Annotated in this window: 20 protein-coding genes and 6 tRNA genes; 22 read left to right on the forward strand and 4 right to left on the reverse strand. The window is 64.4% G+C overall.

Features of this window, described 5'->3' with window-relative positions; genetic code table 11:
- The first annotated feature begins 50 nt into the window (after positions 1-50).
- The 3 genes from OU11_RS04155 to OU11_RS04165 all read left to right on the forward strand — a co-directional run bounded on the left by OU11_RS04155 (position 51) and on the right by OU11_RS04165 (position 3,533).
- Positions 51-1,001: an L-lactate dehydrogenase gene (locus tag OU11_RS04155; RefSeq protein WP_033514641.1), complete on the forward strand. Its 951-nt coding sequence runs from the start codon at positions 51-53 to the stop codon at positions 999-1,001.
- 63 nt (positions 1,002-1,064) lie between these two features.
- Positions 1,065-1,904: an HAD family hydrolase gene (locus OU11_RS04160; protein WP_033514642.1), complete on the forward strand. Its 840-nt coding sequence runs from the start codon at positions 1,065-1,067 to the stop codon at positions 1,902-1,904.
- A gap of 120 nt (positions 1,905-2,024) precedes the next feature.
- A complete protein-coding gene (locus OU11_RS04165; protein WP_152597061.1) occupies positions 2,025-3,533 on the forward strand; it encodes an aminotransferase class I/II-fold pyridoxal phosphate-dependent enzyme in 1,509 nt (502 codons plus the stop codon).
- Positions 3,534-3,758: 225 nt separating this feature from the next.
- Here OU11_RS04165 and tal read toward each other — a convergent pair whose 3' ends face one another.
- Both tal and tkt read right to left on the reverse strand, forming a co-directional pair.
- Positions 3,759-4,862: a transaldolase gene (gene tal / locus OU11_RS04170; RefSeq protein WP_033514643.1), complete on the reverse strand. Its 1,104-nt coding sequence runs from the start codon at positions 4,860-4,862 to the stop codon at positions 3,759-3,761.
- A gap of 143 nt (positions 4,863-5,005) precedes the next feature.
- Complete coding sequence (tkt, locus tag OU11_RS04175; protein WP_033514644.1) at positions 5,006-7,102, reverse strand: transketolase; 2,097 nt, start codon at positions 7,100-7,102, stop codon at positions 5,006-5,008.
- 281 nt (positions 7,103-7,383) lie between these two features.
- Between tkt and hrcA the strand changes: the two genes are divergently transcribed.
- Together hrcA and dnaJ are read left to right on the forward strand one after the other, a co-directional pair.
- A complete protein-coding gene (gene hrcA, locus OU11_RS04180) occupies positions 7,384-8,469 on the forward strand; it encodes a heat-inducible transcriptional repressor HrcA (protein WP_033514645.1) in 1,086 nt (361 codons plus the stop codon).
- A 52-nt stretch (positions 8,470-8,521) separates the two neighbouring features.
- Complete coding sequence (gene dnaJ, locus OU11_RS04185) at positions 8,522-9,664, forward strand: molecular chaperone DnaJ (protein ID WP_033514646.1); 1,143 nt, start codon at positions 8,522-8,524, stop codon at positions 9,662-9,664.
- Between the two features lie 207 nt (positions 9,665-9,871).
- Here dnaJ and OU11_RS04190 read toward each other — a convergent pair whose 3' ends face one another.
- Positions 9,872-10,669 (reverse strand): fructosamine kinase family protein, encoded by a 798-nt coding sequence (locus tag OU11_RS04190; RefSeq protein ID WP_033514647.1) that lies wholly within the window; start codon positions 10,667-10,669, stop codon positions 9,872-9,874.
- A 191-nt stretch (positions 10,670-10,860) separates the two neighbouring features.
- Between OU11_RS04190 and OU11_RS04195 the strand changes: the two genes are divergently transcribed.
- On the forward strand, positions 10,861-11,739 hold the full coding sequence (locus OU11_RS04195; protein WP_033514648.1) for an undecaprenyl-diphosphate phosphatase: 879 nt from the start codon (positions 10,861-10,863) through the stop codon (positions 11,737-11,739).
- A gap of 101 nt (positions 11,740-11,840) precedes the next feature.
- Here OU11_RS04195 and OU11_RS04200 read toward each other — a convergent pair whose 3' ends face one another.
- Entirely contained in the window at positions 11,841-12,680 is an 840-nt protein-coding gene (locus OU11_RS04200; protein WP_033514649.1) for a PAC2 family protein, read from the reverse strand.
- Between the two features lie 195 nt (positions 12,681-12,875).
- Between OU11_RS04200 and OU11_RS04205 the strand changes: the two genes are divergently transcribed.
- From OU11_RS04205 to OU11_RS04280, 16 genes are all read left to right on the forward strand, one after another.
- Positions 12,876-12,948 (forward strand) — tRNA-Gly (locus tag OU11_RS04205).
- A 29-nt stretch (positions 12,949-12,977) separates the two neighbouring features.
- Positions 12,978-13,048 (forward strand) — tRNA-Cys (locus tag OU11_RS04210).
- Positions 13,049-13,088: 40 nt separating this feature from the next.
- Positions 13,089-13,160 (forward strand) — tRNA-Val (locus OU11_RS04215).
- Positions 13,161-13,196: 36 nt separating this feature from the next.
- A tRNA-Val gene (locus OU11_RS04220) sits at positions 13,197-13,269 on the forward strand.
- Between the two features lie 33 nt (positions 13,270-13,302).
- Positions 13,303-13,378: transfer RNA gene (locus tag OU11_RS04225), tRNA-Gly, on the forward strand.
- Positions 13,379-13,423: 45 nt separating this feature from the next.
- Positions 13,424-13,495, forward strand: a tRNA-Val gene (locus tag OU11_RS04230).
- A gap of 289 nt (positions 13,496-13,784) precedes the next feature.
- Positions 13,785-15,488 carry an ATP-binding cassette domain-containing protein gene (locus tag OU11_RS08795; RefSeq protein ID WP_052122616.1) on the forward strand — a complete coding sequence of 568 codons (1,704 nt, stop codon included), beginning with the start codon at positions 13,785-13,787 and terminating at the stop codon, positions 15,486-15,488.
- Between the two features lie 111 nt (positions 15,489-15,599).
- Entirely contained in the window at positions 15,600-17,657 is a 2,058-nt protein-coding gene (thrS, locus tag OU11_RS04240; RefSeq protein ID WP_033514650.1) for a threonine--tRNA ligase, read from the forward strand.
- Positions 17,658-17,767: 110 nt separating this feature from the next.
- Positions 17,768-18,361 carry an HIT family protein gene (locus OU11_RS04245; protein ID WP_033514651.1) on the forward strand — a complete coding sequence of 198 codons (594 nt, stop codon included), beginning with the start codon at positions 17,768-17,770 and terminating at the stop codon, positions 18,359-18,361.
- Positions 18,362-18,482: 121 nt separating this feature from the next.
- A complete protein-coding gene (pgsA, locus tag OU11_RS04250; RefSeq protein WP_033514652.1) occupies positions 18,483-19,133 on the forward strand; it encodes a phosphatidylinositol phosphate synthase in 651 nt (216 codons plus the stop codon).
- A gap of 174 nt (positions 19,134-19,307) precedes the next feature.
- Positions 19,308-20,063 carry a YebC/PmpR family DNA-binding transcriptional regulator gene (locus tag OU11_RS04255; protein ID WP_033514653.1) on the forward strand — a complete coding sequence of 252 codons (756 nt, stop codon included), beginning with the start codon at positions 19,308-19,310 and terminating at the stop codon, positions 20,061-20,063.
- 7 nt (positions 20,064-20,070) lie between these two features.
- The gene (ruvC, locus tag OU11_RS04260) at positions 20,071-20,652 is read left to right on the forward strand and encodes a crossover junction endodeoxyribonuclease RuvC (protein ID WP_033514654.1); all 582 of its coding nucleotides are present in this window, start codon (positions 20,071-20,073) and stop codon (positions 20,650-20,652) included.
- 110 nt (positions 20,653-20,762) lie between these two features.
- Positions 20,763-21,380 (forward strand): Holliday junction branch migration protein RuvA, encoded by a 618-nt coding sequence (gene ruvA / locus OU11_RS04265; RefSeq protein ID WP_033514655.1) that lies wholly within the window; start codon positions 20,763-20,765, stop codon positions 21,378-21,380.
- 14 nt (positions 21,381-21,394) lie between these two features.
- Positions 21,395-22,459, forward strand: a complete 1,065-nt coding sequence (gene ruvB, locus OU11_RS04270) for a Holliday junction branch migration DNA helicase RuvB (RefSeq protein WP_033514656.1) — start codon at positions 21,395-21,397, stop codon at positions 22,457-22,459.
- A gap of 72 nt (positions 22,460-22,531) precedes the next feature.
- Complete coding sequence (yajC, locus tag OU11_RS04275) at positions 22,532-22,948, forward strand: preprotein translocase subunit YajC (protein WP_188599652.1); 417 nt, start codon at positions 22,532-22,534, stop codon at positions 22,946-22,948.
- Between the two features lie 58 nt (positions 22,949-23,006).
- Positions 23,007-23,591 carry an adenine phosphoribosyltransferase gene (locus OU11_RS04280; RefSeq protein WP_033514657.1) on the forward strand — a complete coding sequence of 195 codons (585 nt, stop codon included), beginning with the start codon at positions 23,007-23,009 and terminating at the stop codon, positions 23,589-23,591.
- The last annotated feature ends 30 nt before the right edge of the window (positions 23,592-23,621 follow it).

Below are 23,621 nucleotides of genomic sequence, written 5' to 3' on the forward strand. Positions count from 1 at the left end.
GCACCGTGGGTCTTTTCATGTTTCCCTGACTTGATGGTGAAAGGAATCGCATGGCCACGATGAATCGGAACAAGGTGGTGGTCGTAGGCGCCGGCACCGTGGGATCCACGGTCGCATTCGGCCTGGTCAGCCACGGTCTATGCAACGAGGTGGCGCTGATCGATCCGATGGCGGAACGGGCGTTGGGGGAGAGCCATGACCTCGACGACGGCAGCGAGTTCTTCGAGCGTCACGTCAACGTGCATGTCGGGGACTACGCCGACTGCGCCAATGCCGACATCGTGGTGGTCACGGCCGGACGGCGTCCGCCGCAGGGGTCGAACCGGCTGCAGGAGCTCGGGTTCACCGTCGGCATCGTCGGTCAGATCGTCGACGACATCATGGCCTCCGGGTTCGACGGCGTGCTCATCATGGTCTCCAACCCCGTGGATGTCATGGCCTGGTACGCGTGGAAGCGCAGCGGGCTGCCCCGTTCGCAGGTGCTCGGCACCGGCACGGCCCTGGACACCTCGCGCCTCAAGACGATCATCGGCGAGGAGACCGGATTGGATCCGCGCAACGTCGGCGGATTCGTGATGGGCGAGCACGGCGATTCCCAGTTCGTCCCCTGGTCCACGGTCTCGCTCGGCGGCAAGCCGTTCGCACGGTTCCTCTCGGACAACCGCGACCGGTTCTCGTCGGTGTCGACCGACGAGCTCGAGCGCAAGACCCGCGACCGCGGCAATGAGATCAAGGATGCCAAGGGCGGCACGAACTACGGCATCGCCTCCACGGTCGCCGGCATCGTGCAGACGATCCTGTGGGATGAGCGCCGCATCGTGCCGGTTTCGACCCTGCTGGACGGCGAATACGGCGAGCATGACGTGTTCCTCGGCGTGCCGACCGAGCTGCGTGCCAACGGCGCCAACGAGATCGTGGAGCTCGAGCTGACGCCGTACGAGCAGGAGAAGCTGCACCGCTCGGCCGAGATCGTGCGCTCGTACTGCACCGGGCTGCTCTGACGCCCGCGTTCCCGCCGTCCCACAGTCCGTCCACCTCCGCAGGACCCCACAAGGAGATCTCCCATGACCGACGCCACGTTGCCCCGGCTGATCGTCGCCGACCTCGACGGCACGCTGCTGCACGACGCCGACACCTTCGAAGGTAGGTTCATCAGCCAGCGTTCCGTCGACGCGATCCATCTCCTGCACGAGCGAGGGTTCGCGTTCGCCATCGCGACCGCGCGTCCGGTGAGCACGGGATACCAATTCGTCGAGAAGCTGCCGGTGGACGCCTGCATCTATCTCAACGGCGCGCTGATCGACCTGTCTCCCGAACGTTCGGACTACGACATGCTGACCAGCGGCGTGCTGCCGCAGGACGGCCACCTGCTGAAGATCGGGTTCCCCGCCGAACGCGCCGTGCAGGTCTGCCGGTATCTGCTCGAGGCGATGCCCGGGCTCAAGGTGGGCATCGTGATGGACGACATCCGGTATGTGAACTGGGATATCAGCGAGATGTGGAAGTCGCAGGAGTACGTCATCACCGATTTCTCCGACGTGCCGCCCGGCATCGCCGACAAGATCATCGCCGTGCCCAGGCCGGACCAGTGGGATACGCTGCGCAGGCTTGTGCCCCCGGATTTTGAACTCAGCGTCAGCGAGAACACGCTGGCCATGCTCATGAATCCCCTGGCGAACAAGGAGCAGGCGTTGCACACGCTCTGCGCCCGCATGGAGGTGCCGTTGTCGGATACCGTCTCGTTCGGCGACGATCTCATCGACATCGCGATGCTGCGCGAATCCGGTACCGGCGTGGCGGTGGCCAACGCCAATCCCAAGGTGCTGGCCGCGGCCGACGAGGTCTGTCCCTCGAACAACGAGGACGGCGTGGCGCAATGGCTGGAGCGACTGCTGGGGGAGTGAGGGCGTCGCCACCGCCCGCATATTGAACTCGACGCTCACCGAATTGAACTTTCGTCCGCCGCTCACGGTACAGTGTTGAACTGGCAATGACGGCAATTGAACCGGAAGTGGGGCGTGGACATGGATCGTACGTCGGTATTCGCGGCACGATTGAACTCGGCGATGCAGACGCACGGATTCAAGCAGATCGACATCGTCCGCCGCGCCGAGGAGAACGGCGTCAAGCTCGGGAAAAGCCACATCAGCCAGTATGTCAGCGGAAAGACCATGCCGCGCCCCGATATCGTACGATTCCTTGCGGCCACGCTGCAAGTCGATGAACGCTGGCTGCGCGGTGAGGACACCACGGTACCGCAACAGCCGTCATCCGGCACCGCCGCCGCATCCATCGAAGGCCAATCGAAAGGAAAGCCCATGCGCAGGTTCCCCAAATCCTCCAAGCTCGACAATGTGCTCTACGACGTCCGCGGCCCCGTGGTGGACGAGGCCGCCCGCATGGAGGCCGACGGCACCAGCGTGCTCAAGCTCAACATCGGCAATCCCGCACCGTTCGGATTCCGCACCCCGGACGAGGTGGTCTACGACATGCGCCAGCAGCTGACCGACTGCGAGGGGTATTCCCCGGCGAAGGGCCTGTTCTCGGCGCGCAAGGCAATCATGCAGTACGCCCAGCTCAAGGGTCTGCCGAATGTCACGATCGAGGACATCTACACCGGCAACGGCGTCTCCGAGCTGATCAACCTGTCGATGTCGGCGCTGTTGGATTCCGGGGACGAGGTGCTTGTGCCGTCACCGGACTATCCGTTGTGGACGGCCTGCGTGAACCTGGCGGGCGGCACCGCCGTGCACTACGTGTGCGACGAACAGTCCGAATGGTATCCGGACATGGACGACATCCGCGCCAAGATCACCGACCGGACCAAGGCCATCGTGATCATCAACCCGAACAACCCCACCGGCGCCCTGTATCCGCGCGAGGTCCTGCAGCAGATCGTCGACATCGCGCGCGAGAACCAGCTCATCATCTTCTCGGACGAGATCTACGACCGCCTGGTCATGGACGGCCTCGAGCACATCTCGATCGCCTCGATGGCGCCCGACCTGTTCTGCGTGACGTTCTCAGGCCTGTCGAAGTCGCATATGATCGCCGGATACCGCATCGGCTGGATGATCCTCAGCGGCAACAAGCGCATCGCCGAGGACTACATCGAGGGGCTGAACATGCTGTCCAACATGCGTCTGTGTTCCAACGTGCCGGCGCAGTCGATCGTGCAGACCGCGCTGGGCGGACATCAGAGCGTCAACGACTACATCGTGCCCGGCGGCCGCATCTACGAGCAGCGCGAGTACATCTATGAGGCGTTGAACTCGATTCCGGGTATCACCGCCGTCAAGCCGAAGGCCGCGTTCTACATCTTCCCGAAGATCGACACCAAACGGTTCAACATCACCAATGATGAGCAGTTCGCCTTGGACCTGCTGCGCGAGAAGAAGCTGCTGGTGGTGCATGGCGGCGGGTTCAACTGGCATGAGCCGGACCATTTCCGCGTGGTCTTCCTGCCCCGGACCGAGGTGCTCAAGGATGCCGTGGACCGTATGACCGACTTCTTCGACCACTACCGGCAGTGAAGCCCGATTCACATTCCCGGCTCAGCCGGGTTGTGCATGTGCAGTCTGTGCACGACCATACGATACCGCACACCTGATGTGCCGAAATGACGGCAATGTCCTCATGAAACGGACACGGAGGCCGGTTCACCATCTCACGAAGGACGGGACGGCGAACCGGCCTCCTGCATAGCGAGAGGGGCGGCCCCGAAGGACCGCCCCTCTGTGCGTCGGATATCAGTTCAATCAGCCGTTGACGCGGTCGATGCCGGACTGCACGTCGGCGATGACCGTATCCCAGGACTTGATGAAGGAGGCGACACCGTCAGCCTCGAGCTTGTCGGTGACATCCTTGATGTTGATGCCCAGCTCGGCGAGCTTGTCCATCACGGCGTGGCTCTCCTCGTAGGTGCCCTCGATGCTCGGGGCGCCGTTGCCGTGGTCGGCCAGCGCGTTCAGGGTCTTCTCCGGCATGGTGTTGACAACGAACGGGGCGACCAGCTCGTCGACGTACTTGCAGTCGGAGTAGGCGGCGTTCTTGGTGCCGGTGGAAGCCCACAGCGGACGCTGCTTCTTGGCGCCCTTGGCCTCGAGCTCGGCCCAGCGCGGATCCTCGGCGAACTTCTTCTCGAACAGCTCGTAGGCCAGGCGGGCGTTGGCCACGGCGGCCTTGCCCTCGAGGGCCTTGGCCTCATCGGTGCCGATCTCCTCGAGCAGCTTGTCGACCGCGGTGTCCACGCGGGAGACGAAGAAGGAGGCGACGGAGCCGATGTGCTTGAGGTCATGGCCGTTGGCGTCGGCCTGGGCGATGCCCTCGATGAAGGCGTCGATGACCTGCTCGTAGCGCTCGAGCGAGAAGATCAGGGTGACGTTCACGGAGATGCCCTTGGCCAGGGTGGCGGTGATGGCCGGCAGACCCTCGAGGGTGGCCGGGATCTTGATCATCGCGTTCGGACGGTTGACCTTCTCCCACAGCTCCACGGCCTGCTGCTCGGTGGCTTCGGTCTCGTGGGCCAGACGCGGGTCGACCTCGATGGAGACACGGCCGTCGACGAAGTCGGTCTTCTCGGCGATCTCACGGAAGATGTCGGTCGCATTGCGCACGTCGGTGGTGGTCAGCTCGCGGATGGCGGTCTCCACGTCGACCTTGCCGAGCTCCTTGAGCTGGGCGTCGTACGGGCCGACCTGGCTCAGGGCCTTCTGGAAGATGGACGGGTTGGTGGTGACACCGACCACGTTCTTCTCGGCGATGAGCTCCTGCAGGCTGCCGGACTCGATGCGGGTGCGGGACAGGTCGTCCAGCCAGATCGAGACGCCGGAGTCGGACGTACGCTGCGTTGCTTCAGTCATTTGTTGTTCTCCTTTTGATTCCGATATGGAACAAATCCATGCTGTCAGGCCGCCGGAACGGTTGTCGTTCGTTGACGCCGTCTCCGGCGGCCTGGCTATTCAGTTATTCGATGGCTCAGACCGGTCGCGGACCGGTCCGGGACTCACTTGGCTTCGTCGATGGAGGCCTTGGCGGCTTCGACCACGTGCTCGGCGGTGATGCCGAGGTCGATCATGTTCTGCGCGCCATCGCCCTGCAGGCCGAACTGCTCGATCGAAACCGGCTTGCCGTAGGCGCCGAGGTACTTGTACCACGGCATGGCCAGACCGGCCTCGACGGAGACGCGGGCCTTGACACAGGCCGGAAGCACGGACTCCTTGTACTCGGCATCCTGCTCCTCGAACCACTCCATCGAGACCATGGACACGACGCGGGCCTTGATGCCCTCATCGGCCAGGGTCTTGGCGGCGGCCACGGCCCACTGGACCTCGGAGCCGGAAGCCATGATGATCACGTCCGGGGTGCCCTCGGTGTCGACGAGCACGTAGGCGCCCTTCTTCACACCGTCCTTGGCCTTCTCGGCGGTCTCGGCGAGGGTCGGCACGCCCTGGCGGGTCAGGATCATCGCGGTCGGGAAGGTGTTCTCCTTCTCGAAGAACGCGCGGTAGGCCTCGGCGGTCTCCCACTGGTCGGCCGGGCGGACGACCTCGAACTGCGGGATGGCGCGGAAGGAGGCCAGGTGCTCGATCGGCTGGTGGGTCGGGCCGTCCTCGCCCAGGGCCACGGAGTCATGGGTCCACACGTAGAGGTTCGGGACCTCCATCAGCGCGGCCAGACGGCAGGCGGCACGCTCGTAGTCGGCGAACTGGAAGAAGGTGCCGTTGAACGGACGGGTGTCCGAACCGAGCAGGATGCCGTTGGTGATGGCGCCCATGGCGAACTCGCGCACGCCGAAGTGCAGCTGACGGCCGTAGATCGAGCAGTTCGGATGCTGGGTGGTGGCGAACTCCTCCGGCACGAAGGACGCGGCGCCCTTGATGTCGGTGTTGTTCGAGCCGCCCAGATCGGCGGAACCGCCCCACAGCTCGGGCATGACGGCGGCCAGGGCGTTGAGCACGGCGCCGGAGGCCTTGCGGGTGGCGACCTTGGCGCCGACCTCATAGCCGGCCTCCAGATCGTCGATGGCCTTGTCGAAGTCCTCGGGCAGCTTGCCGGCGTGGATGCGCTCGTACAGGGCGGCCTTGTCCGGGTTGGCGGCGGCCCACTTGGCGAAGGCCTCGTCCCACTCGGCATGGGCCTTCAGGCCACGCTCGGCGACCTTGCGGGCGTTGGCCAGGGCTTCCTCATCAACCGGGAAGTCGACATCCGGGTCGAAGCCGAGGGTCTCCTTCAGGCCGCGGACGGCGTCAACGCCGAGGGCGGAGCCGTGCGAGGACGGATCGTTGGTCTTGCCCGGGGTCGGCCACGCAATCAGGGTGTCGACCTTGATGAACTTCGGACGGTCGGTGACCTGCTCGGCCTTCTCGAGCACGGCGGCCAGGCCCTCGATGTCCTCCTTGTAGGAGCCGTCGGGCTGGATGAAGCTGATCTCGTCGGTGTACCAGCCGTAGGCCTCGTAACGCTTGAGGATGTCCTCGGCGAAGGCGATCTTGGTCTCACCCTCGATCTGGATGTGGTTGGCGTCGAAGATCACGGTCAGGTTGCCGAGCTTCTGGTTGCCGGCGAGCGAGCAGGCCTCGGAGGAGACGCCTTCCTCGACGTCGCCCTCACCGCAGATGACCCACACCTTGTGGTCGAACGGCGAGGTGCCCTCGGGGGCGTCCGGATCGAGCAGGCCGCGCTCATAGCGCTGGCCGTAGGCGAAGCCGACGGCGGAGGCCAGACCCTGGCCCAGCGGGCCGGTGGTCATCTCGATGCCCGGGGTCAGGCCGACCTCGGGATGGCCCGGGGTACGGGTGTCCTTGCCGCCGCGGAAGTTCTTGATGTCGTCCAGGGTCACGCCGTAGCCGGAGAAGTACAGCTGCACGTACTGGGTCAGCGAGGCATGGCCGCCGGAGAGGATGAAGCGATCACGGCCGGCCCACTTCGGGTCGTTCGGATCGTGCTTGATGAAGCGCTGATAAAGGGTGTAGGCGATCGGAGCCAGCGACACCGGGGAGCCGGGATGGCCGTGACCGGCCTTCTGAACGGCGTCCGCAGAGAGCACCTTCGCCATCTTGATGGCGCGCTCGTCCAATTCAGACCACGTGTTATCGGTCATAGATTCTACTTTCCTTCCAATACGTCGAACGCCACGCCTTCGGCTTGTGCCGGGCCATGAACGTCCTCACATTGCTCTTACATCCTAACTTTCAAGACCGACGTGGCAAAGCATTGTTCGCGTGTTTTCGGCCATTTTGCAGTGTTAGCGTTCACAATTCAGCGGGCGTTCACTTCCGACGAACGGATTAGCACTCAAATACGTAGACTGCTAATACAATGGGTATGTTCCGCAGCGCGTAGACCAACACGCTGAGACACGCCGAACGGAAGGAGGAGGGCATGACACAGAACCGACGCATGCTGGTGCTGCGCGCCGTCGTCGAGGACTACATCCGCTCCCAGGAACCGGTCGGATCCTCGGCGCTGGCCCGCGACCACGACCTCGGCGTCAGCTCGGCCACAATCCGCAACGACATGGCCGCCCTGGAGGACGAGGGATACCTGACCCAGCCCCATACGTCCGCCGGGCGCATCCCCACGGAGAAGGGATACCGGTATTTCGTCGACCGGCTGGCCACCGTGGCGCCGTTGTCCGAAGCCCAGCGTCGCGGCATCAACAGCTTCCTGTCCGGATCGGCCAATCTGGAGGACACCCTGCAGCGTGCGGCGCGTCTGCTCGCGCAGATCACCGGGCAGGTCGCCGTCGTGGCCTCGCCGTCGCTGTCCAAGTCCACGCTGCGCCACGTCGAAATCATCCCGGTATCCATGACCACGCTGCTGGCGGTGGTGATCACCGACACCGGCCGCGTGGCCCAGCATCTGCTGCAGACCCGGCACATCCCAGACGCCGAACGGCTCTCCCGTTTCTGCGATCGGGTGAACGCCGGCTGCGCGGGGCAATCCCTGTCCCGCTCGGCCGCGACCGTACGGGACCTGGCGGCGGAACCGCAATGGCAGGAGCTCCGGATGCTCGCCGAATCCCTGGCCAGGGCCTTCGCGGCGATGGCCGACGACGAACGCACCAGCGAGCTGTATATGGCCGGAACCTCACGACTGGCCCATCAGCGCACACTGTCCGATCTGGCGCCGCTGTTCGACGCGCTGGAGGAACAGGTCGTGCTGATGAAGCTGATGACGGCGCTCAGCGAGGAGGTGCACGAGAACGGCGTCAGCGTGGCCATCGGCTCGGAGACGCACACGCCCGGGCTGCTGCACGCCTCCGTGGTGACCAGCGGCTATGGCCCGGAATCCGCCGCGCGCGACGGCGGCAGACACCAGGCGGCGGACGACGCCGAACCGGTGGCATTCGTCGGCTCCATCGGCCCGACGCATATGGACTACGCCACCACGATGGCGGCGGTCCGGGCCGTGGCCCGCTATCTTTCCGCCTTCCTGGCCCACGATGGGTCTGGGGCGCATTCCTGACCCAACCTTGTGGCACAATGGCACGCGAACATCCAAACGGAGGAACGAACCAGTGGCAGATTACTACGAAGTGCTGGGCGTAGACCGCTCGGCCAGCGACGACGAGATCAAGAAGGCCTATCGCAGGATGAGCCGCAAATACCATCCCGACATCGCCGGCCCTGAGTTCGAGGAACAGTATAAAGAGGTCAACAACGCCTACGAGGTGCTCTCCGATCCCGAGAAACGCCGCATGTACGACGCCGGGGTGGACCCGAACAACCCGAACGCCGGCGGTTTCACCGGCGGTTTCGGCATGGGGGATATGGGCGACATCTTCGGCCAGTTCTTCGGCGGCGCGTTCGGCGGAGGCGGGCAGGGGCCCGTCCCGCGCACCCAGCCGGGCCGCGATTCGCTGGCCAGCGCGTCGGTGGACCTCAACACCGTGGTCTTCGGCGGCACGGCGCATGTCAAGATCAACACGTTCGGCCTGTGCCAGGAGTGCGGCGGCTCCGGCGCCGTCGGCGGCGCACAGCCCTCCACCTGCCCCGACTGCCACGGCCAGGGATTCATGCAGAAGGTCGTGCGCACGATGCTCGGCCAGATGATGACCTCGGCCCCGTGCGAACGCTGCGAGGGCCACGGCACGATCATCACGAACCCGTGCCCGTCCTGCATGGGCCACGGCCGTGTGCGCACCACCCGTACCGTCGGCGTCACGATTCCCGCCGGCATCGGCGACAACACCCGTCTGCGCCTGGCCAACCAGGGGGAGGTCGGCGAGGGCGGCGGCGCCGCGGGCGACCTGTATATCGACGTGCGCATCAAGCCCGACAAGCAGTACACCCGCAACGGCGACGACCTGCACTGCTGGATCCAGGTGCCGATGAGCTGGGCCGTGCTGGGACACGACCTTGCCATCGACACGTTCGACGGCAAGCGGAACGTGACGATTCCCGCCGGATGCCAACCCGAGGACACCGTCACGCTCAAGGGACTGGGCGTGACCAGGATGCGCTCCAACGGCGAGCGCGGCGATCTGATCGCCCATGTGGCCGTGCGCATCCCCACGAAGCTCAACGACGAGGAGCGCGAGCTGATGGAACGGTTCGAGGCGAGCCATGACGCCGACGCCACGCATGTGGCGCAAAGCTCGCGTCCGACCGCCGGCACCAAGAAGGGCTTCTTCTCCAAGCTCAAGGACGCCCTGAGCTGACGCCGATCGCACCCTTGCGGACCGATTTCCGCCCCCTCCGACGAAGGGGCCTGTTTTATTCATGCCTTCCGAGGGCCGGTTTCCGTTTCCACCGGCGAGGGGCCGGCGAGGGGCCGCCAGCCGCGATCGAACAGTCGACCGGGGGAGAGGCTCGTACCCAACCCCGACTCCGGACGTATCCCGGCCCCGCCCCGGTCAGAGGTGCCCTCAGAGCTGCGCCAGCAGGGAGCGGCACATGGAGCGGTATTCGCTCACGTACCCGCCGCCGAAGAACACGCAGTGTCCGGCGATCGGATACAGTTGCCACAACGTGCGCCGCTTCAGGTACCCGGCCTTCAACGGATGCACGGACTGGTAACCTTCCATGATCTCGGTCAGGTAGGTCATGCCGAACAGGTGCAGCATCGCCAGGTCCTCCTCGCGATGCCCGCCGTGCGCGGCCGGGTCGATCAGCACGGCCTCGCAGGTGCCTGAATCATCCGTCCACATCACGTTGCCGCTCCACAGATCGCCGTGGACCCGGGCCGGCTTGTCGTCCGCGGCGCGTCCCAGCAGCCGCGGCAGCGCTTCGATGACGCGCTCCGTCAGCTCGAGGTCCCGATGGTCGAGTTCGCCGCGGGCGATGCCAAGCTCGACCATCGGGCGCAGACGTCCCTCGGCCAGATACGTGGCGGCATCGTTCCAGGTTCCCGTATCCATCGGCACCGGGTCCTGCAACGGCCCGAAATAGCACGTTCCCTCGTATCCGTCCGGCGCTGAACCGAAGTATTCGGCGCCCGCATCGTGCATCCGCGCCAGCGCCGCGCCGAACGCATGGGCGGCGTCACGGGTGGGCGCGCAGGACGAGACCCGTTCGATGTCCAGATATCCCTCGCCCCAACCGTAGACGTCCACCACGCGCGGGCCTCCCTGCGCATGGGCCGCGCCCAGCCATTGCAATCCGCGCCCCTCGCATTCGAAGAACCCCTTAGGAGTGAACATCCTGCTTTTGTGGTACGTCGCCATGCCGTCCGCCGCCTTTCCTGCCAGTGGCCGCCGACCCACGGCCGCGACCCTTGATTCCGGAACGATGCCACCATTGTGGGCATGCAGCCCGACATCGCCGGTTCCGCCAGCCTCAAGCGGCGGCCCTGTTGCGCCCTAGCGGTAGGGTTGTGTTCGTATCGATGGTTTCATTCAATGAATATGAGGGACTGATGAATTTCTTCGAAGCGATCATACTGGGCCTGGTGCAGGCGCTGACCGAGTATCTGCCGGTCTCGTCCAGCGCGCATATCCGCATCCTCGGCGATCTGATGTTGGGGTCGGATCCGGGCGCGGCGTTCACCGCCATCATCCAGTTGGGCACCGAACTGGCCGTACTGCTGTATTTCCGCAAGGACATCATCAACATCCTGACGGCCTGGTTCGGCTGCCTCTTCGGCCGGGAGGGCGGCGATTGGCGCTCCCGCATGGGCGCCAGGAACAAGGACGCGCGACTGGGCTGGTACATCATCCTGGGCACCCTGCCGATTCTGGTCTGCGGCCTGCTGTTCAAGGACATGATCGAGACCACGCTGCGCAACCTGTGGATCACGGTGACGGTGCTGCTGGTGTTCGGCGTTCTGCTGTGGATCGTCGACGCCAAGTCCCGCCAGATCAAGACGATGGACGAGATGAGCGCCAAGGATGCGCTCCTGTTCGGACTGGGCCAGATGATGGCGCTGATTCCGGGCGTCTCCCGTTCCGGCGGCACGATCACCGTGGGACGCGCGATGGGATACACCCGTGAGGCGGCCGTGCGCGTGAGCTTCCTGATGGCGATTCCCGCGGTGTTCGGCGCGGGCATTCTGGAGACGATCAGCGCCATCAAGGACATCAACGAAGGCAACGCGGGCATGTTCCCGGGCTGGGGACCGACGATCGTGGCGGCCATCGTGAGCTTTGTCGTCGGCTATATCGTGATCATCGGGTTCCTGAAATTCGTCTCGACATTCTCGTACAAGGCGTTCGCGATCTATCGGATCGCCCTGGCCGTGATTGTCGCCATCCTGCTGATCGCGGGCGCGGTGCCGCCGATCGAGGCGGCGGCCTGACGGGTTCCGCGGGAACCACGGGTATCCGATACGTTGGAGGCCTTCCCACACGGGAAGGCCTCCAACGTTTTCCACGTCATATCGAAACGAGACAACCTCGGTTATTGCAGGGAGGCGCCCCCGCAGTCCTTGAGGAATTCCTCGGCCTCCCGCACCAGCTGCTCGGCCTGGGGGGCGTCCATCGCCTCCGCGTCATGCAGACGCGTCTCGTCGTCGTATTCGCTCTCCAGCTTGTGCACGTACCCGGCAAGTTCGTCGTTGCACTGCATCAGCGTCGCGGCCCTGCAACACCATTGTTCGGCCCTCTGTGCCAGATCGCCCGTATGCAGCGAAACCCCCAACGCCATGGACAGGTGGTCCAGCAGACGCAGCGTCGCCTGGGGGCACTCATCGCACCCGAGATACTGCGGGATGGACACCCACATCGTCGTGGTGTCGTATCCCTCCTCGCAGGCCATGGCGTCCAGGATGGTGGGGATGCCGACCGGGCCGTTGTATTCGCGATCCATCCGGCATTGGCATCCGTTATCGGAAACATCGACCGGCAACGGACGGGTGTGGGGACAGTCCGCGAACATGGCGCCCATGGTGATGATCCGATCGACCTCGAACTCCTCGGCGATGTGCAGGCTCTGATGACAGTACTCTCGCCACCGGTAGTTCGGTTCCGGGGCGATCTGGGCGAGGATGTGCAGGGCGGGGGAGACCGCGATGTCGTAGAACGTGGTCTGGGGCCACAGGATGCGCCGGCGTCCCTGAATGCTGCAGGTGATGGGCCGGGCGACCTGGTAATCGTAGAACCCGTCGCAGCGGATGTGGCGGACCTCGGTCGATTCATACGTGGCCACCAGGTGGCGGATGACGTCGGTGGCCGACTGGCCGGCGTCGTTCCATCCCTCGAACGCCGCCAACATCACGGTTGTTCTCTGCACTTCACTCATACCTCATAATGTATCGTGTCCAACCCCCTGGCGACGACTGATTTGCCGTCGGTGAAGCGGATGCCCGCAAACCGTTGGAATTGCAACGAATTCACATGGTATCCGACAACGCGACACGCCACGTTTTGCAAATCACACGAATGTCGTTATAGTAGTTACTCGTGCTCAGGCGGCGGGAACGCTGCGGAGAGCATCGCGGACATAGCTTAGTTGGTAAAGCGCAACCTTGCCAAGGTTGAGACCGCGGGTTCGAGTCCCGTTGTCCGCTCTAAGGTCCGAAGAGTTGACGACCTTTACGGTGGGTTAGCCAAGCGGTTAGGCAGCGGCCTGCAAAGCCGTATAGACGAGTTCGACTCTCGTACCCACCTCTCGGTGGCGGGCGCAAGTCCGCCGGCGAGACGCAGACCCGGGCGGTTGGCGCAGTGGTAGCGCACTTCCCTGACACGGAAGGGGTCACAAGTTCGAATCTTGTATCGCCCACTCACGGAGGAGACTCCGTATAACTGAAGAGATTACGGGTGATTGGCGCAGCGGCTAGCGCACTTCCTTCACACGGAAGGGGTCGTAGGTTCGATTCCTACATCACCCACTGGGCTCCCACTTCTCACGGTGGGAATCCTTTGCGGACATAGCTTAGTTGGTAAAGCGCAACCTTGCCAAGGTTGAGACCGCGGGTTCGAGTCCCGTTGTCCGCTCCATGACTGGCCGTCATGCCGGATGGTATGGCGGTTTTTTCATGCCCCGGGCGGTTGGCGCAGTGGTAGCGCACTTCCCTGACACGGAAGGGGTCACAAGTTCGAATCTTGTATCGCCCACCCATACTCTCCCGATGGCGCCGGAACCGGAGTCCGGCACCATGTGCGTCGCGGTATGCGGTGAACTGCTGTTCCGCGACTGAACAGGCTCTTCCGGCTTGCGTGGTAATAATAACGGTTGGATATGCAGAGCCAGTCAAACGAAGAGAACATGACTTCGGCAATTTGACAGGCAATCAATCTGCTTTCGATACCATTGTCGGGGGTAAGAATGGTCAAGTCCAGAAATGCTGGAAATGATTCCGTTTCGCCTGGTCTGGCGAATCTGATTGATTCGTGTTGTTGGAGCGTGCGCAACGCGTTTTCGACGTGTCCGGCGCTGTCCTTGATCGCCACGGTGGTCACGGTGCTGATATCGCTGGTGCCGAGCGCGCAGACCGTGTTCGTCTCCCGGATGGTCTCGCATATCGCGGACCCGGGCCGGGCGATGTTCTGGGCCTGCGCGACGGGTTTGGTCGTGGCGGGCTACCTTGCCGCGCAGCAGATCATGTATACGGTCCAGCGGATGGTGCAGATATCGGTCGGGGCACGCTGCCACGAACGGATCGACCACGTCTACGCCGCGTTGGATCCACGCGAGATCGCGAATCCCGACGTGATCGAGCTGGGCAGGCAGGCGCGTGAATCGATCGATTCCGGGAAGCTGCCGATGCAGCCCGTGTCGCTGCTGTCGACGCTGTTCTCCCTGCTCGTGTGCGGCTCGCTGACCGTGACGCTCTGGCGGACCAGTTGGATCGCGGCGCTGCTGGTTTTGGCGACCTTGTTGCCGTTGACCGTTTCCATGATGTTCTATTCGAAGGAGGACGCGAAACGCTGGCCCGGAATCACCACGGAGCAGCGCGCCGCGGAATACCGGGAGTCCATGCTGACCTACCAGAGCACGGCCCAGGAGCTGTCGCTCTATGACGCGTCGGACACCGTCGCCGACTGGGCGTCGCGGCACCGGAGAGGATATCGGGACCTCAGGCTCGGGTTGGAATCGTTGTCGATCGCCAGCGACGGTGCCGCCGGCATCGTCTCCGTGGTGCTGCTCACCGGCGCCCTCGCCTCGATGATCGCGTCCGGGGCGTCCGCGTCCATGATCGCGGGCGGCACGACCGGCATCCTGTCGGGCATCATCGCCACCAGCAACGTCGGATACTCGATAGGGGAGCTGCTGACCTCGTCCACGGCGGTCGCGGCCTTCCGTCGCTTCATCGGTCTGGACGTGCACGCCCCGCACGCCCGCATGAAGCCCGCGGCGCCGCACGCCGACTCGATCGCCGTGCGCAACATGGACGTGTTCTACCCGAACAGCGCCACTGCCACGGTCACCGGTGTCAGCCTCAACCTGCGCAAGGGCGAGATGGTCGCTTTCGTGGGAGCCAACGGCGCGGGAAAGACGACCACGGTCAAGGGGCTGCTGGGCATGCTCGATGTCAGGTGCGACGCACTGGAGATCGACGGCGTCGACATGACCGGTTCGGGCTACAGCCAACGGCACCGGTACTTCGGGGTCGTGCCTCAGGAGTACGGCCGGTACGAGCTGACGGTGCGCGACAACCTGTCCCTGGGCGACCGGCAGGCCCGGGACGACGACCAGCGGCTATGGCGGGCCCTCGAGGGGGCCAGGGCGAACGGGGTCGTGGCCGGACTGCCCGACGGACTGGACTCGCAGCTGGGCAACCAGTGGGGCGGGGCCGGACTGTCCGGGGGCGAATGGCAGCGCCTGGCGCTGGCACGGATGGGACTGCGGAACGCGCCGATACGGATCCTGGACGAGGCCACCAGCAACGTCGACGCCGAAACGGAGGAATCCCTCTTCAAGGACCTGCGCGACAGCGCGAAGGATTACATCACCATCGTCGTCTCCCACCGCGTATGGACTCTGCGGGACATGGACCGGATCTACGTGTTCGACCACGGACGAATCGTCGAAACAGGCACCTACGAGCAGCTCAGCCACGAGGGCACACGATTCGCCGAACTGTTCTCATTCCAGGAACACGAGTGAGTTTCATGCTCATGGCCACTTGTCGTGCGCGCCCCCTATCGTGTGTGCTGTCAACACCACAGTCCAGGTCTGCACATTGGTACCGCGGACCCCGATAGCAAAGGACATCCCATGGCTGAACAGACCATCTCCATCACGATCAACGACGAACGGAAGGAGGTGGAAGCAAGCCTCACCGGAACCGAGCTGTTCGCGGAGAACAAGGACATCATCGCCGTGCGTCTGAACGGCGAACCGCGCGACCTGTACACGCCGCTGCATGACGGCGACGTGGTCGAACCGATCACCATCGACAGCGAGGATGGCCTGGCCATCATGCGCCATTCGGCCACCCATGTCATGGCGCAGGCCGTGCAGGAGATCCGCCCGGATGCCAAGCTCGGCATCGGCCCGGTCATCAAGAACGGCTTCTACTACGACTTCGATGTCAAGGACCCGTTCACCCCGGAGGATCTCAAGGAGATCGAGAAGCGCATGCAGCGGATCATCAAGTCCGCGCAGTCGTTCCGGCGCCGTCCGGTCACCGAGGAGGAGGCCCGCGCCGAGGAGGCCGACCAGCCGTATAAGCTCGAGCTGATCGGCGACAAGGAGGCCGCGCTCGATCCGGAGGCCGCCACCGAGGTCAGCCAGGCCGAGCTGAGCATGTACGACAACGTGGACCGCGAGGGCAACACCGTCTGGAAGGATCTGTGCCGCGGCCCGCACCTGCCGAACACCCGTTTCATCAAGGCGTTCAAGCTTGAGCGCGTGGCCGCCGCCTACTGGCGTGGCTCCGAGAAGAACCCGATGCTGCAGCGCATCTACGGCACCGCTTGGGCCAGCAAGGACGACCTGAAGGCCTACATGCAGCGCATGGAGGAGGCCGCCAAGCGCGACCACCGCAAGCTGGGCCAGGAGATGGACCTGTTCTCCTTCCCGGAGGAGCTGGGCCCGGGTCTGGCCGTGTTCCATCCGAAGGGCGCCGCGATCATCAACGCCATGCAGGACTACTCGCGTGAGATGCACCGCAAGCACCACTACAGCTTCGTGCAGACCCCGCACATCACCAAGGGCCATCTGTATGAGATCTCCGGCCATCTGCAGTGGTACAAGGACGGCATGTACCCGCCGATGCGCATCGACGAGGAGAAGGACGAGGACGGCAACGTCATCAAGCAGGGCTTCGACTACTACCTGAAGCCGATGAACTGCCCGATGCACAACCTGATCTTCCGTTCCCGCCAGCGCTCCTACCGCGAGCTGCCGCTGCGCCTGTTCGAGTTCGGCACGGTCTACCGTTATGAGAAGTCCGGCGTGGTGCACGGCCTGACCCGCGTGCGCGGTCTGACGCAGGACGATTCGCATATCTACTGCACCCGCGAGCAGATGCGCGACGAGCTGAAGAACCTGCTGACCTTCGTGCTGAACCTGCTCAAGGACTTCGGCCTGAACGACTTCTACCTGGAGCTGTCCACCAAGGACGAGCACAAGTTCGTCGGTTCCGACGAGATCTGGGAGGAGGCCACCAACACGCTGGCCGAGGTGGCCAAGGAGTCCGGGCTCGAACTCGTGGCCGATCCGGGCGGCGCCGCGTTCTACGGCCCGAAGATCTCCGTGCAGGCCCGCGACGCGATCGGCCGCACCTGGCAGGTCTCCACGATCCAGCTCGACTTCAACCTGCCGGAGCGCTTCGGTCTGGAGTACATCGCCGCCGATGGCACGCATCAGCGTCCGGTGATGATCCACCGTGCGCTGTTCGGTTCGATCGAGCGGTTCTTCGCCATCCTGCTGGAGCACTACGCGGGCGCGTTCCCGGCGTGGCTGGCCCCGGTGCAGGTGCTCGGCATTCCGGTGGCCGACGAGTTCGCGCCGCATCTGGCCGGGTTCGTCAAGTCCCTGGAGGACGAGATGGTCCGTTGTGAGATCGATTATTCGGACGACCGTTTCGGCAAGAAGATCCGCAACGCCTCGAAGTCCAAGGTGCCGTTCATCCTCATCGTCGGCGAGGAGGACATGTCCAAGAACGCGGTGAGCTTCCGTTTCCGCGACGGCAGCCAGCTCAACGGCGTGCCGGTGGATCAGGCCAGGGCCTGGATCCTGGAGGCCATCGCCAAGCGCGTGCAGATCAACACCGCGGACGATTTCAAGGCCGCGGTCGGCGAGCCGGTCGAGGCCGCCGACGCCGAGTGACGGCATAGCACCGACGACTCGATGACAACGGGGATGGAGCGGGCTGCTCCATCCCCGTTCCGTTAGACGTCGCCTACAATATGTGATGGCGGTCAACGAAGGAGGCAATCATGGTTGATGAGACGACGCGCGTGGACGATCCCGCACAGTTCCCGCCGCAGGAGGATACGGTCGAACGCCTGTGGACACCGCAGCGCATGACCTACGTACTGCGCAACGACGAGGGCAAGGTCACCAAGCCGAAATCCAAGGAATGCCCGTTCTGCGCGGGACCGAAGAAGTCCGACGAGGACGGTCTGATCGCCTGGCGTGGCACGCATGTGTTCGCCATCATGAACCTGTATCCGTACAACGTGGGGCATCTGATGATCTGCCCGTACCGCCACGTCAGCTTCATCACCGATCTGGACGACGCCGAGCTGTTCGAATTCGAGAAGGCCACCACGCTGGCGATGACGGTGATGAAGGAGGTCTCGCACCCGGACGGCTGGAACATCGGCATCAACCAGGGCGAGGTGGCCGGCGCCGGCATCGCCGCGCACCTGCATCAGCATGTGGTGCCACGCTGGAACGGCGACGCGAATTTCATGCCGATCGTGGCGCAGACCCGCACGATGCCGATTCTGCTGTCCGACCAGCGCGCCGCCTACGCCGAGGCGTTCGAGCGGCTTGCGCCGCAGTTCGACCTGCCGTATCACGGCTGAGGCTCGGCGACGGGCGACGATCCGCGCCGCGCATGCTCTCTGCATCGCATGATCGCCTAGGCCGGGGTGCCGTGCAGGACGACGGCGGCAGGCGGCTCGCAAGGAATGAGAAAGGTATACAGTGGAACGGTTTCGCAGCGGTTGGAAACGCATCATCGAGCCGATCGCACGCCTGTGCGTGCGCCTGGGCGTCAGCGCGAACGCCGTGACCGTCATCGGTTCGGTGCTTTCGATTCTGGTGGCGCTGCTGACCGGTGTGACCGGATGGCTGTTCTGGGGCGCATTCGTGCTGACGCTGCTGGTGCTGTTCGACTCGCTCGACGGGTCGGTGGCCGCGTTGTCGGGCGGCGGTACACGGTTCGGCGCGTTCCTGGACTCCACACTCGACCGCATCGCCGACTGGGCCACGTTGGCGGGAATCATCCTGTACGTCAACCTGCACAGCGACCTGTGGTACGACCCGACGGAGACGTCGTTCCCGGACTACATGACCCCGTACATCACCGGCGTCACGCTGTACGCCATCATGACCTCGTTCGTGACCTCCTACGCCCGCGCCCGCGCCGAATCCGTGGGTTGCGAGGCCAAGAACGGCGTGGCCACGCGTGCCGACCGTCTGACGATCATCCTGATCGGCATGGCGCTAACCGGACTGACCGGCCAGATCGTCATCCTCGCCGTGGCGATGACACTGCTGGCCGTGCTCGGCACCATCACCGTCGTCCAGCGCATCCTGGAGGTGCGCCGGCAGATGGAATCCACCGGACTGTGACACATCGTGACCTATCCATCGTCACGCACCGGAATACATTGGACTTCCGACACATCGTGACCGTGATCCATCATCACACCGCGTGTGCGTCGGTGAGCGAAATCCGGGCTTTGTCAGCGAATCGCCTTACAATCGTTTCGTTTGCATACTATCCGTCCATCATGAGGAGCATTCATGTCAGGTCATTCCAAGTGGGCGACCACCAAGCACAAGAAGGCCGCCATCGACGCCAAGCGCGGCAAGCTGTTCGCCAAGCTCATCAAGAACATCGAGATCGCGGCTCGTCTGGGCGGCGGCGATCCGGATGGCAACCCGACCCTGTACGATGCGATCGTCAAGGCCAAGAAGGCCTCGATGCCGGCCGACAACATCAAGCGCGCCGTCAAGCGCGGCTCCGGTGAGGAAGCCGGCGGCGCCAACTACGAGGAGATCGTGTACGAGGGCTACGCGCCTGCCGGCGTGGGCCTGATCATCGAGTGCCTGACCGACAACCGCAACCGTGCGGCCGCCGACGTGCGCTCCACCCTGTCCAAGGGCGGCGGCTCGCTGGCCACCACCGGCTCCGTGAGCTTCAACTTCGAGCGCAAGGGCCAGATCGTGGTACCGGCCGAAGGCGTGGACTACGACAACCTGTTCGAGATCGCCGCCGAGGCGGGTGCCGATGACGTGGCGGACGAGGATGAGGTCTACACCATCACCACCGAGCCGAGCGATCTGGTTCCGGTCCGCAAGGCCCTGCAGGAGGCCGGCATCGACTATGATTCCGCCGATATCGTGCAGATGCCGAAGAACGAGGTCGAACTGAGCCTCGAGGATGCGCGCAAGGTCTCCAAGCTCATCGACAACCTGGACGATCTGGACGACGTGCAGAACATCTACAGCAACTGGACCGCCTCCGACGAGGTCATGGCCCAGCTCGACGAGGAGTGATCCGCACGTGATCATCATGGGCGTCGACCCCGGGCTCACCCGCTGCGGGGTCGGCGTGATCGAAGCCGGCGTGACCCGCCGGCTTTCCTTTATCCACGTGGATGTGGTCCGTTCCGATCCGAAGCTTTCGCAGGATCTGCGGCTGCTCGCCATCTACAACGGCCTGGTGGAGAAGATCGAGCGCTTCGCGCCGGATATGGTCTCGATCGAACGCGTGTTCGCGCAGGAGAACCGCAACACGGTGCTCGGCACCGCGCAGGCGGCCGGACTGGCGATGCTGGCGGCGGCGCAGCGGGGCATCCCAGTAGCCCTGCACACGCCCACCGAGGCGAAGATGGCGATCACCGGCAACGGCAAGGCCGAGAAAATCCAGGTCGAACGCATGGTGGCGCGCGTGTTGGGGCTCAATACGTTGCCGCAACCCGCCGACGCCGCCGACGCGCTCAGCGTGGCCATCTGCCATGCACTGCGACCGCAGGGCGCGCTACAGGGCGGCGAGCGCGAGCAGCATCTGACGCCGGCGCAGCGCCGTTGGGCCGAAGCCAATCAGAAGGCCGCCCGGCGCCACGGCGTCCGACGCGACATGTAAGTGATGTGCCAGCGTCACGATGTGTCAGAGTCCGCCGGTGTCCACGGCGTCCGACATGACATGTAGACTGTCGAACAGATGTTCGACCGCTTGTTGACCGGAGGTGAACGATGATCGGTTTGCTCAACGGCCGCGTGGAATCGGTGGATGCCGATGCCGCGCTGATTGACGTGGGGGGAGTGGGCTACGAGGTCCGCATGCCCGCGGCCGAGCTGTCGGCGTTGCACGCGGGGCAGGAGACCCGCGTGTTCACGTCCCTGAACGTATCCCAGGATGCCGTCACGTTGTACGGCTTCCTGACCCAGGCGTCCAAACGCATGTTCCTGCAGCTGCAGAAGGTCAGCGGCATCGGCCCGAAGGTGGCGCTGTCATTGCTGTCGACGCTGCCGCCGGACCGCCTGGCCAGGGCGGTGGCCGACGGGGACGCCACGGCGTTGGCCAAGGCTCCCGGACTGGGTAAGAAGGGCGCGCAGAAGATCATCCTGGAGCTCAAGGGATCGATTGATCTCAGTCAGATCGAGGGCGCGTCGGCACCTGCCAAGGCGCAGGTCGACACCGGTTCGATGCAGGTGATCGAGGGCCTCATGTCGCTGGGCTGGAGGCAGCAGGACGCCGAGCATGCCGTGCATGAGGTCTGTGTGCAGGAGCATATCGAGACGCCTCTGTCGGATCGGGACATACCCCGTGTGCTCAAGTTGGCGCTGAGCGCCTTGGACCGTGGAAGGTGAGGTGACGCATTCCCATGGCGGAACACGCATTCGCGCAGACCGACAACAGCGGCGCGAACGAGGAATCCCTGCGCATGGTCTCGGCCACGCCGATAGGCAACGAGCCCGTCAGCGACGAGGAGCTGCGCCCCCATGTGCTCGACGGCTTCATCGGCCAGCCGACGCTGAAGGCGCAGCTGCAGTTGTTCCTGGATGCGGCCCGCAAACGCGAGGTGCCGCCGGACCATATCCTGCTGGCCGGTCCTCCCGGTCTGGGCAAGACCACGTTGGCCATGATCGTGGCCAACGAGCTGGGCGTGCCGATCAGGGTCACCTCCGGCCCCGCCATTCAGCATGCGGGCGATCTGGCCTCGATCCTGAGCTCGTTGGACGCCGGCGAGGTGCTGTTCATCGACGAGATCCACCGTCTGCCGCGTGCCGCCGAGGAACTGCTGTACATCGCGATGGAGGATTTCCGCGTCGATGTCATGGTCGGCAAGGGGCCTGGCGCCACGTCGATCCCGCTGACGCTGCCGCGGTTCACGGTCATCGGAGCCACCACGCGCGAGGGCATGCTACCCTCGCCGCTGCGCGCCCGATTCGGATTCACCGCGCATCTCGATTTCTATCCGAAAGAGGAGCTGGAGAAGCTCATCGAACGTTCCGCCTCGGTGCTGGGTGTCAACCTGTCCGCAGGGGCCGCCGCCCAGCTGGCCATGCGTTCGCGTGGCACGCCGCGCATCGCCAACCGTCTGCTGCGCCGTGTGCGCGACTGGGCGGTGGTCCACGATCTGGACACCGTCTCGCCGGATGACGTCTGCGAAGCGTTGGCGCTGTACCAGATCGACATCGAGGGACTGGACCGGCTCGATATCGCCGTGCTCAACGCCATCGTCCGGCACTTCAACGGCGGCCCGGTGGGATTGAACAACCTGTCGGCCATGGTGGGCGAGGAATCGGAGACCGTGGAGACGGTATGCGAACCGTATCTGGTGCGCGAGGGCTTCCTGATCCGCACCCCGAAGGGGCGTGTCGCCACTGCCAAGGCGTGGGAGCATCTCGGCCTCAAACCCCAGGATGATGTCAGCAAGCTATTCTAAAATCTGAGTTTTGGACATTGTAACGGCGCTCGCGCCGGCACTCGTAAGGAGATATTCGTGGATATCGTGTTTATGATCGTCATTCTCGTCGCCCTGATCGCCATGATGTGGTGGCAGTCCCGCAAGGCCAAGCAGCAGCAGCAGGAGCGCAAGGATTTCCGCGAGAACCTGCAGCCGGGCACCGAGATCATCACCATCGGCGGCATCATCGGCAAGGTCGTCTCGGTGGATGCCGAATACGAGGAGATCGTCATCGATTCCGAGGGTTCGCTGCTGCGCTTCGGCTTCAACGCGATCAGCCGCGAGTACACGCGTCCGGCCTTCATCCATGACGACGAGGTGGACGAGAACGGCAACCCGCTGCCGCAGGACTCCGACGACGAGGCCCAGGTGCCGGTGGATGACGCCATTGAATCCGCCGATCAGAATATGGACACCGTGGCCGAGGATGCGGCCGAAGCCGTGGCCGAGGACGATCAGGCCAAGTGATTCGGCATTAGGCATCTGAACGCAAACGCATACAAATCAAGAAGGGCAGGGACATCGCATGACCGCGCAATCGGATATTCGCATCAACCGCCTCGAGCTGGTGGGGGAGGAGAACGCGGGACATGTGATGTCCCTGATTCGTTCCATCCCCGGGTTCCCCAAGGAAGGCATCATCTTCCGCGACTTCATGCCCATCCTTGCCGATGCCCGGGGGTTGGGCATCCTGATGGACGCCCTGGAGGCGGCACTGCCCGTGCCCGCCGACCAGTTCGATGCCGTCGCCGGCCTGGAGGCGCGTGGCTTCCTGTTCGGCCCGGCGCTGGCCGCGCGTCTGGGCAAGGGGTTCATCGCCGTCCGCAAGGCCGGCAAGCTGCCGCCGCAGACCGTACGCGAGGATTACGCGCTCGAATACGGCACGGCCAGCATCGAGATCGAAACCGATGCCATCACGCCGGGCCTGCGCGTGCTGGTGGTCGACGATCTGATCGCCACCGGCGGCACGGCCAAGGCCGCCGCCGATCTCGTCGAGAAGTGCGGCGGCACCGTGGCGGGATTCAGCTTCGTCATGGAACTCGAGGGACTTTCCGGTACCGACGTGCTGTCCGACTATCCGCTGAGCACGTTGGTCACCATGCCGGCCTGACCGCCGGCGGCATTGCATACCATTGCAGAG

The sequence above is a fragment of the Bifidobacterium pullorum DSM 20433 genome, from assembly GCF_000771405.1.
Taxonomy (GTDB): Bacteria; Actinomycetota; Actinomycetes; order Actinomycetales; family Bifidobacteriaceae; genus Bifidobacterium; species Bifidobacterium pullorum.

What these genes read in the sequence shown, in the direction of transcription:
- OU11_RS04165 (WP_152597061.1), top strand. Translation starts at nt 2,025, where the DNA reads ATGGATCGTACGTCGGTATTCGCGGCACGATTGAACTCGGCGATGCAG.
- OU11_RS04280 (WP_033514657.1), top strand. Translation starts at nt 23,007, where the DNA reads ATGACCGCGCAATCGGATATTCGCATCAACCGCCTCGAGCTGGTGGGG.
- OU11_RS04190 (WP_033514647.1), bottom strand. Translation starts at nt 10,669, where the DNA reads ATGGCGACGTACCACAAAAGCAGGATGTTCACTCCTAAGGGGTTCTTC.
- OU11_RS04255 (WP_033514653.1), top strand. Translation starts at nt 19,308, where the DNA reads ATGTCAGGTCATTCCAAGTGGGCGACCACCAAGCACAAGAAGGCCGCC.
- thrS (WP_033514650.1), top strand. Translation starts at nt 15,600, where the DNA reads ATGGCTGAACAGACCATCTCCATCACGATCAACGACGAACGGAAGGAG.
- tkt (WP_033514644.1), bottom strand. Translation starts at nt 7,102, where the DNA reads ATGACCGATAACACGTGGTCTGAATTGGACGAGCGCGCCATCAAGATG.
- ruvA (WP_033514655.1), top strand. Translation starts at nt 20,763, where the DNA reads ATGATCGGTTTGCTCAACGGCCGCGTGGAATCGGTGGATGCCGATGCC.
- hrcA (WP_033514645.1), top strand. Translation starts at nt 7,384, where the DNA reads ATGACACAGAACCGACGCATGCTGGTGCTGCGCGCCGTCGTCGAGGAC.
- tal (WP_033514643.1), bottom strand. Translation starts at nt 4,862, where the DNA reads ATGACTGAAGCAACGCAGCGTACGTCCGACTCCGGCGTCTCGATCTGG.
- OU11_RS04195 (WP_033514648.1), top strand. Translation starts at nt 10,861, where the DNA reads ATGAATTTCTTCGAAGCGATCATACTGGGCCTGGTGCAGGCGCTGACC.
- OU11_RS04160 (WP_033514642.1), top strand. Translation starts at nt 1,065, where the DNA reads ATGACCGACGCCACGTTGCCCCGGCTGATCGTCGCCGACCTCGACGGC.
- yajC (WP_188599652.1), top strand. Translation starts at nt 22,532, where the DNA reads ATGATCGTCATTCTCGTCGCCCTGATCGCCATGATGTGGTGGCAGTCC.
- OU11_RS04200 (WP_033514649.1), bottom strand. Translation starts at nt 12,680, where the DNA reads ATGAGTGAAGTGCAGAGAACAACCGTGATGTTGGCGGCGTTCGAGGGA.
- OU11_RS04245 (WP_033514651.1), top strand. Translation starts at nt 17,768, where the DNA reads ATGGTTGATGAGACGACGCGCGTGGACGATCCCGCACAGTTCCCGCCG.
- ruvB (WP_033514656.1), top strand. Translation starts at nt 21,395, where the DNA reads ATGGCGGAACACGCATTCGCGCAGACCGACAACAGCGGCGCGAACGAG.
- OU11_RS04155 (WP_033514641.1), top strand. Translation starts at nt 51, where the DNA reads ATGGCCACGATGAATCGGAACAAGGTGGTGGTCGTAGGCGCCGGCACC.